A 14,057-nucleotide genomic window follows, 5' to 3' on the forward strand; every position below is an offset into this window, starting at 1 on the left:
GAGGCGAATCCGCTGAAGACAGGAGCAGGGACATGCAGCACCGCATCGTCGTCCTCGGAGCCGGATACACCGGAGCCGTCGCCGCCGGACGCCTCGCCCGGCGACTGCACCGCGAGGACGTGGCCATCACGCTCGTCAACGCCGAACCCGACTTCGTCGAACGCGTCCGGATGCACCAGCTCGCCACCGGCCAGGACCTCAGGCCCCGGCCGCTGCGCGAGATGTTCGCGGGCACCGGCGTCGACCTGAGGCTCGCCGAGGTCACCGCCGTCGACGCCGACGCCAGGACCGTGACCGTCAGCGACGCGAACGGCGTCGAGGAACTGCCCTACGACAGCCTCGTCTACGCCCTCGGCAGCGGCTGGGACGACCAGGGCGTCCCCGGCAGCGCCGAGCACGCCCACGAGATCGCCGGCCGTCCCGGAGCCCTGCGGCTGCGTGAGCGCCTGGCACGGCTGGGAGCCGGGGAGAGCGTGGTCGTGGTCGGCGGCGGGCTGACCGGTGTGGAGGCCGCGACCGAGATCGCCGAGGCCCGTCCCGACCTGGACGTCGCCCTCGCCGCCCGCGGCGGGCTGGGGGACTGGCTCTCGGACAAGGGCCGCGCCCATCTGCGCCGGGTCTTCGGCCGGCTCGGCGTCACCGTCCACGAACACACCGCCGTCACGGCCGTGGAGGCCGACCGCGTCACCACCGCCGACGGGGCGGCGATCCCCGCCGCGGTCACCGTGTGGACGGCCGGCTTCGCCGTGCACCCGATCGCCGCGGCCACCACCCTGGAGGTCACGGACCGGGGCCAGATCGTGGTCGACCGGACCATGCGCTCGGTCTCGCACCCGGACGTGTACGCCGTCGGCGACGCGGCCATGGCGATGGGCCCCGGCGGCAAGCCGCTGCGGATGTCGTGCGCCACCGGCACCCCGATGGCCTGGCAGGCCGCCGACGCCCTCGCGGCCCGCCTGACCGGGGGCAGGCTGCCGGACGTCCCGCTGCGCTACTTCAACCAGTGCGTCTCGCTGGGCCGCCGGGAAGGCCTGATCCAGTACGTCACCGCCGACGACCGCGCCGTCCGGGCGGCCCTGACCGGACGCCTCGCCGCGGTCTACAAGGAAGTGATCTGCAAGGGCGCGGCCTGGGCCGTCGCCCACCCGGTCCTGCTGCCGGCCCGCCGCCGGCGCGTCGTACGGGAGCCCGCCCGCACCGGGACCGAGGGGACCGAGACGGCGGTCCGCCAGGCGGCCTGACCGGCCGGGCCCACCGGGCGCACCGGGCCTGCCAGGCCCACCGGGCCCACCGGGCCCACCAGCGACGGACTCCCGCTGCCGGCGGCCCACCGCGCCGCCGGCAGCGGGAGTCCGTCCCCGCGGTCGTTCCGGGCGCCCGTCAGCCGCCCACGTACCAGCTGAAACCGCCGTTGTTGGCGGCGACGAGCAGCAGCACGAGCCACAGCACCACGTCGACGACGCCGAGGATGATGCCGGCCTTCGCCATGCCGTTCCCGGCGCCGCCCTGACGGCGGGCCACGGCACCGAAGACGATGGCCAGCGGGCCCAGCACGATGTTCAGGAAGAACAACCCGACGATGCCGCAGCACAGGCTGGCGATCGCCAGGCCGTTGGTACGCGATCGGGACGCAGCAGAGGAGCTGCCGAAACTCGCCATTGAGGGCCTCCTGAGGGTCGGACAGTGCGGAACGAACCGCCGCACATCGCTCACTTTCGACTTGCCTGTGCGGATGCCCCCTCGTCGCCTTGCCATGTCCATGAATTCCCCGGGGAGTGCGTTCCGCCCGTTCCGGGGGCCGCCGCCCGGGCCCACCCCGCACGGGGTAACGCCGCCCGCCGCCCGTAAAGTGCGTCGGTGTCGTCCCCCGAGCCCCGAGGTACCGAGCCGTGACCCGCGTACGCCCCGCCGACCCCGCCGCGCCGGCCGACGTGACCGTCGTCGGGATCGGCGCCGACGGCTGGGCGGGGATGCCCGGCGGTTCGCGTGCCGTGCTGCGGGACGCCGAGGTCCTGATCGGCGGCCCGCGCCAGCTGGACCTGCTGCCCCCGGAGTGCGCCGGGGAACGGGTCGGCTGGCCCTCGCCGCTGCGCCCCGCCGTCCCCGGACTCATCGCCGCGCACACCGGCCGCCGCATCGCCGTGCTGGCCAGCGGCGACCCCATGTTCTACGGCATCGGCCGCACCCTGACCGAGGTGCTCGGCCCCGTGCGCGTCCTGCCTCACCCCTCCTCGGTCTCCCACGCCTGCGCCCGGCTCGGCTGGCCCGTCGAGGACACCGAGGTCGTCACCCTGGTCGGCCGCCCGGCGGCCCGGCTCGCCGCCGCCCTGCACGACGGCCGGCGCCTGCTCGTGCTCAGCGCCGACGCCGCCACCCCCGCCGAGGTCGCCGCCCTGCTGCGCGACCGCGGCTTCGGCCCCAGCCGGATGCGGGTCCTGGAGCAGCTCGGCGGCCCCGGCGAGCACACCACCGCCGCGGCCACCGCCGACGACTGGGCGCACCCGCCCGGCGACCCCCTCAACCTCGTCGCCGTCGAGTGCCGCCGCGCCCCGGGCACCGAACGCCTCGGCGCCGTGCCCGGGCTGCCGGACACCGCGTACGAGCACGACGGGCAGCTGACCAAACGGCACGTCCGGGCCGTCACGCTGGGCGTGCTCGCGCCCGCGCCCGGCGAACTGCTGTGGGACGTCGGCGGCGGGTCGGGCTCGATCGCCGTCGAGTGGATGCGGACGCACCCCTCCTGCCGCGCGGTGAGCGTGGAACGCGACCCCGTGCGGGCCGAGCGGATCGGGCGCAACGCCGCACGCCTGGGCGTGCCGGGACTGCGGGTCGTCACCGGCTCGGCACCCGGCGCCCTGGCCGAACTGCCGCCGCCCGACGCGGTGTTCATCGGCGGCGGCCTCACCGCGCCCGGCCTCCTCGACACCTGCTGGGCCGCGCTGCCCCCCGGCGGGCGCCTGGTCGCCAACACCGTGACGCTGGAGTCGGAGGCGGTGCTCGCCGACGCCTGCCGGCGCCGCGGCGGCGAGCTGGTGCGGCTCGCCGTCTCGCACGCGGTGCCCGTGGGCGGCTTCACCGGGTGGCGGCAGGCGATGCCGGTGACGCAGTGGGCCGTCCAGAAGGACGCGTAGACGCGTAGACGCCTGACGAACCCTCACCCTTCTCCAGGAGCAAGCAGATGACCGTGTACTTCATCGGTGCCGGGCCCGGTGCCGCCGACCTGATCACGCTGCGCGGCGCCCGGACGCTCGCCGCGTGCCGGGTCTGCCTGTACGCGGGCAGCCTGGTGCCGCGCGAGCTGCTCGCCGAGTGCCCGCCGGACGCCCGGCTGGTGGACACCGCGCAGCTCGACCTGGACCGGATCACCGCCGAGCTGGTCCGCGCCCACGAGGAGGGCCACGACGTGGCCCGGCTGCACTCCGGCGACCCGTCAGTGTTCAGCGCGGTCGCCGAGCAGATGCGGCGCCTCGACGCGGCCGGGGTGCCCTACGAGGTGGTGCCGGGCGTGCCCGCCTTCGCCGCCGCCGCGGCCGCGCTGAAGCGGGAGCTGACGGTGCCGACCGTCGGCCAGACCGTGATCCTCACCCGGATCGCCCAGCGCGCCACCCCCATGCCCGAGGGCGAGGACCTGGCCACCCTCGGCCGCAGCGGCGCGCTCCTCGTGCTGCACCTGGCCGCCCGGTACGTGGACCGCGTCGTCGAGGAACTGCTCCCGCACTACGGCGCGGACTGCCCCGCGGCCGTCGTCGCCTACGCCTCCCGCCCCGACGAGGTGGTCCTGCGCGGCACGCTCGACGACATCGCCGGGCAGGTGAAGGCCGCCGGGGTGCTGCGCACGGCCGTCATCATGGTCGGCCGGACCCTCGGCGCGGAGCAGTTCCGCGACAGCCACCTGTACTCGCCGGAGCGGGAGCGGCACGTCTGCTGAGGCGGGGGCGAGGGCGAGGGCGAGGTGACGGCGAGGGCGGGAGCGGAGGCGGGGGCGGACCCGGGAGCCGGGAGGGGGGCCGGGGGCCGAGAGCCCGGGGCCGGGAGCCAGAGCCGGGAGGCCCGGAGCCGGGGGCTCAGTCCCCTCCGCCGCGCGGTCCCGCCACCCCGCTGCGCCCCACCACCGTCCCCGCCCGGTCGACGCAGATGACGTCGACCGCGACCGGCGCCCCGCGCAGCACGGCCAGCGCCTCGCCGCGGGCCGTCGCCGCGACCAGGTCGCCGAGCGGGACGCCGGCCGCCTCGCACAACCGCAGCGCGGCGAGGCCGGTGTTGGCGCCGGCCACCTCGGCGGCCAGTGCCTCGTCCGCGCCGCCCGCCCTGGCCAGCCGGGCGAGGAAGGCCTTGTCGACCTGGGAGCGGGCCGAGTGCAGGTCCAGATGGCCCGCGGCCAGCTTCGAGAGCTTGGCGAAACCGCCGCAGACGGTGAGACGGTCCACCGGGTGGCGGCGCACGTACTTCAGGACCGCGCCCGCGAAGTCGCCCATGTCCAGCAGGGCGTCCTCGGGCAGCCCGTACTCGGCGACGACCGTCCTCTCCGAGGTGGAACCGGTGCAGCCGGCGACGTGCGTACGGCCCGCCGCCCGCGCCACGTCCACCCCGCGCCGGATGGAGTCGATCCACGCCGAGCACGAGTAGGGGACGACGATGCCGGTCGTGCCCAGGATCGACAGCCCGCCCAGGATGCCGAGGCGGGGGTTCCAGGTGGAACGGGCGATCTCCTCGCCGTGGTCGACGGAGACGGTGATCTCCACGTCGCCGCTGCCGCCGTACCGCCCGGCGACCGCGGCGACGTGGTCGCGCATCATCTGGCGGGGCACGGGGTTCACGGCCGGTTCGCCGACGGGCAGGGGCAGGCCCGGGCGGGTGACCGTGCCCACACCGGGGCCCGCCCGGAAGACGACCCCGGACCCGGCGGGCAGCCGCCGCACGGTCGCCCGCACCAGCGCGCCGTGCGTCACGTCCGGGTCGTCACCGGCGTCCTTGACGATCCCGGCCATCGCCCACGCGTCCGTCAGCTCCTCGGCCGCCAGCGCGAAGGCGGGTGTCTCCCCCTTCGGCAGCGTGATCGTCACCGGGTCGGGGAACTCCCCGGTGAGCAGCGCGGTGTACGCGGCGGTCGTCGCCGCGGTCGCGCAGGCGCCGGTCGTCCAGCCCGGCCGCAGACCGGTGTGCTTGAGTTGGGCGCTGCGACCGCCCCTGGCCTCGCTGGTCATGGCTCACTCTTCGGAAGGGACCGGACTGTCGTGCACGTGCTGATCCTCGGCGGGACCACGGAGGCCCGTCGCCTCGCCGAACTCCTGGCGGCCGGGCCGCTGCCCGGAGCGCGGGTGACGAACTCCCTGGCCGGGCGGGTCGCCGCGCCCCGGCTGCCGCCCGGCGAGGTACGGGTGGGCGGCTTCGGCGGGGCGGAGGGGCTCGCGGCCTGGCTGCGCGAGCATGAGGTGGACGCGCTCATCGACGCCACGCACCCTTTCGCCGGGACGATCAGTTTCAACGCGGCGCGGGCCGCCGCCACCGCCCATGTTCCCCTGCTCGCGCTGCGCCGGCCCGGCTGGGTCCCGGAACCGGGCGACCGCTGGCACGAGGCCGGGTCCCTGCGGGAGGCCGCGGGCCTGCTGCCCGCCCTCGGCCGCCGGGTGTTCCTCACCACCGGCCGGATGGGCCTCGCCGCCTTCGCGGACCTGCACGACCTGTGGTTCCTCGTCCGCTCCGTCGACCCGCCGGAGCCCCCGGGGCCGCCCCGCATGGAGGTCCTGCTCGACCGCGGCCCCTTCACCCTCGACGGCGAGCGCGCGCTGCTGCGCGGGCACCGCATCGACGTCGTGGTGACGAAGGACAGCGGCGGCACGGCCACCGCCCCGAAACTGACCGCGGCACGCGAGGCGGGCCTCCCGGTGGTCGTGGTCCGCCGCCCGCCGCCACCGGCGGACGTAGCGTCGGTGGCCACCGCCGGGGAGGCCGTGACGTGGCTGACAGGGCTGACAGGGCTGACAGGGCTGACGGGGCTGACGGGGCTGACGGGGCTGGGCGGGGCGGGCCCGCGCGGGGCAGCGGACGCCGGCATCTCCCGCCCCTCCTGACCCCGTTGCCCCCGACCGACGGGCGGGGAGCATACGTCGGTGGCCCCGCGTCCACGAGGAGCAGGCCCCGGCCCGACTCGCGGGGCGCTGCCCGCGTCGCTGGCGGGGGCCGGTGGAGGGCCGGGGCAGTTGACTCGCCGTCCGCGGGCTGGGCGCCCGGCCGTGGCGCGGGGCCCTCACCGCGCGGACATGGAGCGCACTCACCTCAACCGCCCGTGGGCTGTCCCGCGGCCGGGGCGCGGGCCCCTCACCTCGTCGGTATGCGGGGCCGCCACCTGACCGGCATGTGGGGCCCACCGTGCCGCCCGTGGGGCTGTCCCCCGGCCCTGGCGCGGGGTCCCTGACCTCGTCGCGATGCGGGGCCATCACCTCACCGGCATGTGGGGCCCCACCTTGCCGCCCGCAGGGCTGCCCCCCGGCCGTGGCGCGGGTCCCTCACCTCGCCATCATGGAGCGCACTCGCCTCGCCGCCATGGAGCGCACTCACCTCGCCGCCATGCGACGCCCTCGCCCCGACCCACCGGCACAGGGCGGGCCCACGCACCCCCCGACCCGCAAGGGTCCTCACCCCACCGGTGCGGTCACGGCCGAGGTCTCGCCGTGACCGCTGCGTGCCTCACTCCTCCGGATACCGCCGCGGCGTCCAGACGATCTCCTCGCCGTCGGCGCGCTGCACCGCGCGCGTCTGGGAGGAGCCGACCAGCAGGATCGTGCGCATGTCGACCTCGGCCGGATCGAGGGCGCCGAGGCGCACGATCCGCACCCGCTCGCCGGGGCCGCCGACGTCCCGGGCGACCACGACCGGGGTGTCCGGGTCCCGGTACTCCAACAGCAGGTCCCGGGCCTTGCCCACCTGCCACGTGCGGCTGCGCGAGCCGGGGTTGTACAGGGCCAGCACCAGGTCCGCCGAGGCCGCCGCGCGCAGCCGTTCGGCGATGACCTCCCAGGGCTTGAGCCGGTCGGACAGCGAGATCGTGGCGTAGTCGTGCCCGAGCGGGGCACCGGCCCGGGCCGCCGCGGCGTTCGCGGCGGTCACGCCGGGCAGCACCCGCACCGGAATGTCCGCGTACTCCTTCTCCGAGGCGACCTCCAGCACGGCCGTGGCCATCGCGAAGACGCCCGGGTCGCCCCCGGAGACGACGGCCACCCGCCGACCCCGGCGCGCGAGCTGCAGCGCGAACTCGGCGCGCTCGGACTCGACCCGGTTGTCCGAGCCGTGCCGGAGCTGCCCGGGACGCACCGGCACCCGGTCCAGGTAGGTGGTGTAGCCGACGAGGTCGTCGGCGGCGGCGAGGGCGCCCCGCGACTCCGGCGTCAGCCACAGCGGCCCGGCGGGCCCGGTGCCGACCACCACGACCTCGCCTCGCTCCCGCACGGCGGGCCCCGCGTCGACCTGGCTCGGCAGCACCGCGACCGAGAAGTACGGCACCGACTCCGGGTCCACGTCGGCCAGTTCGGCCAGGCGCTCCCCGCCCATGGTGGCCCGCTCGACGTACCGCGTCCGCTCCAGCCGGCCCGAACTCTCCAGCGCGCGCCGCACCTTGGGGAAGGTGCGGCCCAGCTTCATCACCACCGCCACGTCCGTCGCGGCGAGCCGGGCCGTCAGCTCCTCCTCGGGCAGCGTGCCCGGCAGGATCGTCAGCACCTCCTCGCCCTCGGCGAGCGGCGTGCCCAGCCGGGCCGCGGCGGCGGACACCGACGTGACCCCGGGGATCACCTCGGTGTCGTAGCGGTCCACGAGCCGCTTGTGCATGTGCATGTACGAGCCGTAGAACAGCGGGTCGCCCTCCGCGAGGACCGCGACCGTCCGCCCGGCGTCGAGATGGGCCGCGAGCCGCGCGGACGCCTCGGCGTAGAAGTCGTCCATGGCGCCCTGGTAGCCGCCGGGATGGTCGGTGGTCTCGGTGGTGACCGGGTAGACCAGCTTCTCCTCGATGTGGTCGGCACGGATGTGCCGCGCCGCGATCGAGCGGGCGATGGACCGCCCGTGCCGGGCGCTGTGATACGCGATCACGTCCGCCCCGGCGATGACCTCGACGGCCCGTACGGTCATCAGGGACGGGTCACCGGGGCCGAGCCCCACCCCGTACAGCTTGCCGCTCACTCTTCCTCACTCGCGATCGCGTTGAGCGCGGCGGCGGCGATGGCGCTGCCCCCGCGACGGCCGCGGACGACCAGGTGCTCCAGGCCGGACGGATGCGCGGCCAGGGCGTCCTTGGACTCGGCGGCCCCGATGAAACCGACCGGGACGCCGATGACGGCGGCGGGCCGGGGCGCCCCCTCCTCGATCATCTCCAGGAGCCGGAAGAGGGCGGTGGGCGCGTTGCCCACGGCGACGACGGAGCCCTCCAGCCGGTCCCGCCACAGCTCCAGCGCGGCGGCGCTGCGCGTGGTGCCGAGCTTCGCCGCCAGCTCCGGGACGGACGGGTCGGACAGGGTGCACAGCACGTCGTTGCCGGCGGGCAGCCGCCTGCGCGTCACGCCGCTGGCCACCATCTGCACGTCGCAGAAGATGGGCGCGCCCGCGCGCAGGGCCTCACGGGCCCGGGCCACGACCGCGGGCGTGTAGGCCAGGTCCCGTACGAGGTCGACCATGCCGCAGGCGTGGATCATCCGGACCGCGACCTGGCTGACGTCGGCGGGCAGGCCCGCGAGGTCCGACTCCGCGCGGATGGTGGCGAAGGACTGGCGGTAGATGGCCGCGCCGTCCTTCTCGTAGTCGTACGTGGTCACGGTGGTGTTCTCGCTGCTCTCGGTCGTCTTACGGCTCATGGGGTGATCGCCGCCAGGGCGGTGGCGAGGTGGGACGGGTCGTCCAGCGGTGCGGTGCGCGGCTGCCGCCGCGCGGTGACGGCGGAGAGCTCGTAGCCGCCGCCGGGCGCGGCCACCACGTCGACCCGGTCACCCGGGGGGTGTCCGCAGCGGCGTTCGCAGCCCGACCAGTACAGGGGGAGGGGGGACCGGCCGGCCGCGGCGAGCGCGCGTTCCGCGTCCGCCCGTACGTCCGCACGGGACTTGGCGCATCCGGGACGGCCGATGCAGGCCCCGACCCGCAGCCAGGGCGAGGCGGGGTCGGTGACGAGACCGGTGGCGGCGATGCGGGCCAGGAGCCGCGCGGTGTCGTCGTCCGGCGACACGGGTACGACCACCCCGCGCCACGGCGTCAGCCGCAGTTCGCCGGCGGCCGCCCGCGTCAGCTCCCGCCACTGCGGCGGGGTGAGCCGGCCCAGCGGGACATGCACCGACAGGGCGGACCCCACGGCTCCCGGGAGCGGACCCGCACCACCTCCGGCGGCCACCGCGGCTCCCGGGAGCGGACCCGCACCACCCCCGGCGGCCACCGCGGCCGTGCTCGCGCAGCCGACACCCGCGGAGTCCAGCCGCCGCCGGACCGCGCCGGGCAACTCATCCCGCGCAGCGCCCAGTTCGTCCACCCGCCAGGCGCGCGTCCCGCTGTCCCGCACGAGTGCGGCGAACGCCTCCGCCGCCAGCACCGCGGCACGCGCCGCGTCACCGGCGGAGACGCGCAGCACCTCGCCGCCCGAGCCCAGCCCGAGCAGCGCGGCACCGTCCGCGGTCGCCCGCACGGTCACGTCGGCGCCGAGCCCGGCCACGTCCCCGCGCCCGTCGTCGAGCGCGAACAGGAACCGCCCCGACAGCTCGGGAGCCGTCCTGCTCGCGCACAGCGCCGCGTCCAGGTCCGTCAGCCAGGGCCGCACGTCGCGCAGGCCCCGCCCGTCGAGCCCCGACAGCGGCGAGGCGACCACGTTGCGGACCCGCTCGTGCGCGTGCGACGGCAGCAGCCCGGCCGCGTCCAGCAGCCCGGCGAGCTCCGCGCCGCACGTCTGCCGCAGCCCGCGCAGCTGCACGTTGCCGCGCGAGGTCAGATGCAGGTCGCCGTCGCCCAGCCGCCGCGCCGCGTCCGCGAGGGCCTCGGCCTGGCGGACGGTCACCACGCCGCCGGGGACGCGGACCCGGGCCAGGGCGCCGTCGTCCGCCGAGTGCAGCCGCAGCGTCCCCGGGCAGGCGTCGCCGCGCACCCGTGAGGCCGCTGTGGCCTGGGGCGATGGACGAGAGGCAGCCGTGGACATGGCGGCGAGCATACCGACCATCACATGGGCTGTACGCTCTGCCCTTTTCCCCTGCCCCTTACTATGCTCGTCGGCGGATCATCAGGTCCGTCACCACCGCCACCACGGCGACCAGGGGAGGAAGCCCGGTGAGAATCCGGCGCGGTCCCGCCACTGTGAACCCGGCCACAGACCGGGCAAGTCAGGAACTCCCTTCCCCCGGCTCCCCCCTCCGCAGGAGCCAGGGACCCCACACCACCACCCGGGGCGCGGACACCCCGAGGAAGGCCGACGCCGCATGATCCTCCTGCTGTCGACGTCCGACACCGACCTGCTGAGCGCCCGTGCGGCAGACGGCCCGGTGCCCTACCGCTTCGCCAACCCGGCCCGCCTCCCGCTCGAGGACCTGCCCGGTCTCCTCGACGGCGCCGACCTGGTCGTCGTACGCCTCCTCGGCGGCATCCGCGCCTGGCAGGACGGTCTCGACCTGCTCCTCGCCGACGGCCGCCCGGTGGTCGTGCTCACCGGCGAACAGGCCCCGGACGCGCAGCTGATGGCCGCCTCCACCGTCCCGGTCGGCATCGCCGCCGAGGCCCACGCCTACCTCGCGCACGGCGGCCCGGCCAACCTGGAGCAGCTCGCCCGCTTCCTGTCCGACACGGTCCTGCTGACCGGCCACGGCTTCGAGGCCCCGGCGCCCGCGCCGAGTTGGGGACCGCTGGAGCGCGCCTCCCGCGGCGGCGACGGCCCGACGGTCGCCGTCCTCTACTACCGCGCCCACCACATGAGCGGCAACACCGCGTTCGTGGGCGCCCTGTGCGACGCGATCGAGGAAGCGGGCGGCCGGGCGCTGCCGCTGTACGTGGCGTCCCTGCGGGCCCCCGAGCCGGAGCTCGTCGAGGAGCTCCGGGCCGCCGACGCCATCGTCACGACCGTCCTGGCCGCCGGCGGCACCAAGCCGGCCCAGGCGTCCGCCGGCGGTGACGACGAGTCCTGGGACGCGGGCGCGCTCGCCGCCCTGGACGTTCCGATCCTGCAGGCCCTGTGCCTGACCGGCTCGCGCGCCGCCTGGGAGGAGAACGACGAGGGCGTCTCCCCGCTCGACGCGGCCACGCAGATCGCCGTCCCCGAGTTCGACGGCCGCCTCATCACCGTCCCGTTCTCCTTCAAGGAGATCGACGCCGACGGCCTGCCCGCCTACGTCCCCGACCCGGAGCGCGCCGCCCGCGTCGCCGGCATCGCCGTACGCCACGCCCGGCTGCGGCACATCCCGGCCGCCGGCAAGCGCGTGGCCCTGGTGCTGTCCGCCTACCCGACCAAGCACTCCCGGATCGGCAACGCGGTCGGCCTGGACACCCCCGCCAGCGCGATCGCCCTGCTGCGCCGGCTCAGGGAGGAGGGGTACGTCTTCGACGACGTGCCGGGGATGGCCTCCGGCGACGGCGACGAGCTGATCCGCGCCCTCATCGAGGCCGGCGGCCACGACCAGGAGTGGCTGACCGAGGAGCAGCTCGCCCGCAACCCGGTCCGCATCCCGGCGGCCGACTACCGCCGCTGGTTCGCCACGCTCCCGAAGGAGCTGCGCACGGCGGTCGAGGAGCACTGGGGCCCGGCGCCCGGCGAGATGTTCGTCGACCGCAGCCGCAACGCGGAGGGCGACATCGTCCTCGCCGCCCTGCGCTTCGGCAACCTGCTCGTTTTGATCCAGCCGCCGCGCGGCTTCGGCGAGAACCCGATCGCGATCTACCACGACCCGGACCTGCCGCCGTCCCACCACTACCTGGCCGCCTACCGCTGGATCGCGGCCCGCGCCGAGGACGGCGGGTTCGGCGCCGACGCGATGATCCACCTCGGCAAGCACGGCAACCTGGAGTGGCTGCCGGGCAAGAACGCCGGCCTGTCCGCCGCCTGCGGCCCCGACGCCGCCCTGGGCGACCTGCCGCTGATCTACCCGTTCCTGGTGAACGACCCGGGCGAGGGCACCCAGGCCAAGCGCCGCGTGCACGCCACCCTCGTCGACCACCTCGTGCCGCCCATGGCCCGCGCCGACTCCTACGGCGACATCGCGCGCCTGGAGCAACTCCTCGACGAGTACGCGCAGATCTCCGCCATGGACCCGGCCAAGCTCCCGGCGATCCGCGCCCAGATCTGGACCCTGATCCAGGCGGCGCGGCTCGATCACGACCTGGGCCTGGAGGACCGCCCCGACGACGACGGCTTCGACGACTTCCTGCTGCACGTCGACGGCTGGCTCTGCGAGGTCAAGGACGCCCAGATCCGCGACGGCCTGCACGTCCTGGGCAACCCGCCCGCCGGCGCCGACCGCGTCAACCTGGTGCTCGCGATCCTGCGCGCCCGCCAGATCTGGGGCGGTACGACGGCCCTGCCCGGGCTGCGCGAGGCGCTCGGCCTGGACGAGTCCGCCGCGACCCGCACCACCGCCGACGAGGCGGAGGAGAAGGCCCGTGCGCTGGTGCAGGCGATGGAGGACGCGGACTGGGACCCGGCCGCCGTCCCCGCCGTGGCGGCGGGTGTCCCCGCCGAGCGCGCCGAACAGGTGGCGGCCATCCTGGAGTTCGCGGCCCGCGAGGTCGTCCCGCGCCTGTCGGGGACCACCGGCGAACTCGACCACGCGGTGCACGCCCTGAACGGCGGCTTCGTCCCCGCCGGCCCGTCCGGCTCCCCGCTGCGCGGCCTGGTCAACGTCCTGCCGACCGGCCGCAACTTCTACTCCGTCGACCCCAAGGCCGTGCCGTCCCGGCTGGCCTGGGAGACCGGCCAGGCCCTCGCCGAGTCCCTGCTGGAGCGCTACCGCACCGACAACGGCGAGTGGCCCACCTCTGTCGGCCTGTCGCTGTGGGGCACCAGCGCGATGCGCACGGCCGGCGACGACGTGGCCGAGGCGCTCGCCCTGCTCGGCGTCCGCCCCGTCTGGGACGACGCCTCCCGCCGTGTGACGGGCCTGGAGCCGATCCCGTACGCGGAGCTGGGCCGTCCGCGCATCGACGTGACCCTGCGCATCTCGGGCTTCTTCCGGGACGCCTTCCCGCACGTGATCGGCCTGCTCGACGACGCGGTCCGCCTCGCGGCCTCGCTGGAGGAGCCCGCGGAGGCCAACCACGTCCGGGCGCACGTGCAGGCGGACCTGGCCGACCACGGCGACGAACGCCGCGCCACCACCCGCATCTTCGGCTCCCGCCCCGGCACCTACGGCGCCGGCCTGCTGCAGCTCATCGACTCCCGCGACTGGCGCACCGACGCCGACCTCGCCGAGGTCTACACGGTGTGGGGCGGCTACGCCTACGGCCGCGAACTCGACGGCCGCCCGGCCCGGGACGAGATGGAGACGGCGTACAGGCGGATCGCGGTCGCGGCGAAGAACACCGACACCCGCGAGCACGACATCGCCGACTCGGACGACTACTTCCAGTACCACGGCGGCATGGTCGCCACCGTCCGCGCCCTGCGCGGCACCGCCCCCGAGGCGTACATCGGCGACTCCACCCGCCCCGAGACGGTCCGCACCCGCACCCTCGTCGAGGAGACATCCCGGGTCTTCCGTGCCCGGGTCGTCAACCCCAAGTGGATCGAGGCGATGCGCCGCCACGGCTACAAGGGCGCCTTCGAACTCGCCGCGACGGTGGACTACCTGTTCGGCTACGACGCCACGACCGGTGTGGTCGCCGACTGGATGTACGACAAGCTCACCGAGGCGTACGTGCTGGACCCGGCCAACCGGGAGTTCCTCCAGCAGGCCAACCCCTGGGCGCTGCACGGCATCGCCGAGCGGCTGCTGGAGGCGGAGTCGCGCGGGATGTGGGAGAAGCCGGACCCGGCGGTGCTGCAGGCGCTGCGGCAGGTGTACCTGGAGACGGAGGGCGACCTGGAGGGCGGCGACTGAGCGGCCGCCGGGGCG

The 14,057-nt window shown here is 75.9% G+C and carries 10 protein-coding genes and 1 riboswitch; of the genes, 5 read left to right on the plus strand and 5 right to left on the minus strand.

Features of this window, described 5'->3' with window-relative positions:
* Nucleotides 1-32 precede the first annotated feature (32 nt).
* On the plus strand, nucleotides 33-1,241 hold the full coding sequence (locus tag ABZY20_RS33030) for an FAD-dependent oxidoreductase (protein ID WP_356446513.1): 1,209 nt from the start codon (nucleotides 33-35) through the stop codon (nucleotides 1,239-1,241).
* A 139-nt stretch (nucleotides 1,242-1,380) separates the two neighbouring features.
* On the opposite strand, the gene ABZY20_RS33035 is transcribed toward ABZY20_RS33030, so the two are convergent.
* Nucleotides 1,381-1,659 (minus strand): DUF4190 domain-containing protein, encoded by a 279-nt coding sequence (locus ABZY20_RS33035; RefSeq protein WP_356446515.1) that lies wholly within the window; start codon nucleotides 1,657-1,659, stop codon nucleotides 1,381-1,383.
* Between the two features lie 272 nt (nucleotides 1,660-1,931).
* On the opposite strand from ABZY20_RS33035, the gene cbiE reads away from it, so the two are divergent.
* On the plus strand, nucleotides 1,932-3,131 hold the full coding sequence (gene cbiE, locus ABZY20_RS33040; RefSeq protein WP_356446553.1) for a precorrin-6y C5,15-methyltransferase (decarboxylating) subunit CbiE: 1,200 nt from the start codon (nucleotides 1,932-1,934) through the stop codon (nucleotides 3,129-3,131).
* A 47-nt stretch (nucleotides 3,132-3,178) separates the two neighbouring features.
* Entirely contained in the window at nucleotides 3,179-3,928 is a 750-nt protein-coding gene (gene cobM / locus ABZY20_RS33045) for a precorrin-4 C(11)-methyltransferase (protein ID WP_356446517.1), read from the plus strand.
* Nucleotides 3,929-4,064: 136 nt separating this feature from the next.
* Here cobM and ABZY20_RS33050 read toward each other — a convergent pair whose 3' ends face one another.
* Nucleotides 4,065-5,204, minus strand: coding sequence for a cobalt-precorrin-5B (C(1))-methyltransferase (locus ABZY20_RS33050; RefSeq protein WP_356446519.1), 1,140 nt, complete (start codon nucleotides 5,202-5,204; stop codon nucleotides 4,065-4,067).
* Nucleotides 5,205-5,234: 30 nt separating this feature from the next.
* On the opposite strand from ABZY20_RS33050, the gene ABZY20_RS33055 reads away from it, so the two are divergent.
* Nucleotides 5,235-6,071: a cobalt-precorrin-6A reductase gene (locus ABZY20_RS33055; protein ID WP_356446521.1), complete on the plus strand. Its 837-nt coding sequence runs from the start codon at nucleotides 5,235-5,237 to the stop codon at nucleotides 6,069-6,071.
* 616 nt (nucleotides 6,072-6,687) lie between these two features.
* On the opposite strand, the gene ABZY20_RS33060 is transcribed toward ABZY20_RS33055, so the two are convergent.
* The 3 genes from ABZY20_RS33060 to cobG are packed head-to-tail and all read right to left on the minus strand — an operon-like array spanning nucleotide 6,688 to nucleotide 10,174.
* Nucleotides 6,688-8,175, minus strand: a complete 1,488-nt coding sequence (locus tag ABZY20_RS33060) for a precorrin-2 C(20)-methyltransferase (RefSeq protein WP_356446523.1) — start codon at nucleotides 8,173-8,175, stop codon at nucleotides 6,688-6,690.
* On the minus strand, nucleotides 8,172-8,843 hold the full coding sequence (locus ABZY20_RS33065) for a precorrin-8X methylmutase (protein WP_356446524.1): 672 nt from the start codon (nucleotides 8,841-8,843) through the stop codon (nucleotides 8,172-8,174). The genes ABZY20_RS33060 and ABZY20_RS33065 overlap by 4 nt, the downstream gene beginning before the upstream one ends.
* Nucleotides 8,840-10,174 carry a precorrin-3B synthase gene (gene cobG / locus ABZY20_RS33070; protein ID WP_356446555.1) on the minus strand — a complete coding sequence of 445 codons (1,335 nt, stop codon included), beginning with the start codon at nucleotides 10,172-10,174 and terminating at the stop codon, nucleotides 8,840-8,842. Before cobG ends, ABZY20_RS33065 begins: the two co-directional genes overlap by 4 nt.
* A 105-nt stretch (nucleotides 10,175-10,279) precedes the next feature.
* Nucleotides 10,280-10,353: riboswitch (cobalamin riboswitch) on the plus strand.
* A gap of 86 nt (nucleotides 10,354-10,439) precedes the next feature.
* Between cobG and cobN the strand changes: the two genes are divergently transcribed.
* Nucleotides 10,440-14,042, plus strand: coding sequence for a cobaltochelatase subunit CobN (cobN, locus tag ABZY20_RS33075; RefSeq protein WP_356446526.1), 3,603 nt, complete (start codon nucleotides 10,440-10,442; stop codon nucleotides 14,040-14,042).
* The last annotated feature ends 15 nt before the right edge of the window (nucleotides 14,043-14,057 follow it).

Origin of the sequence: Streptomyces sp. NPDC006624, from assembly GCF_040611555.1 — a bacterium.
Classification (GTDB): Bacteria; Actinomycetota; Actinomycetes; order Streptomycetales; family Streptomycetaceae; genus Streptomyces.

Coding starts and splice junctions, on each gene's coding strand:
- cobN (WP_356446526.1), top strand. CDS start 10,440: ATGATCCTCCTGCTGTCGACGTCCGACACCGACCTGCTGAGCGCCCGT.
- cobM (WP_356446517.1), top strand. CDS start 3,179: ATGACCGTGTACTTCATCGGTGCCGGGCCCGGTGCCGCCGACCTGATC.
- ABZY20_RS33050 (WP_356446519.1), bottom strand. CDS start 5,204: ATGACCAGCGAGGCCAGGGGCGGTCGCAGCGCCCAACTCAAGCACACC.
- ABZY20_RS33065 (WP_356446524.1), bottom strand. CDS start 8,843: ATGAGCCGTAAGACGACCGAGAGCAGCGAGAACACCACCGTGACCACG.
- ABZY20_RS33030 (WP_356446513.1), top strand. CDS start 33: ATGCAGCACCGCATCGTCGTCCTCGGAGCCGGATACACCGGAGCCGTC.
- cobG (WP_356446555.1), bottom strand. CDS start 10,174: ATGCTCGCCGCCATGTCCACGGCTGCCTCTCGTCCATCGCCCCAGGCC.
- ABZY20_RS33035 (WP_356446515.1), bottom strand. CDS start 1,659: ATGGCGAGTTTCGGCAGCTCCTCTGCTGCGTCCCGATCGCGTACCAAC.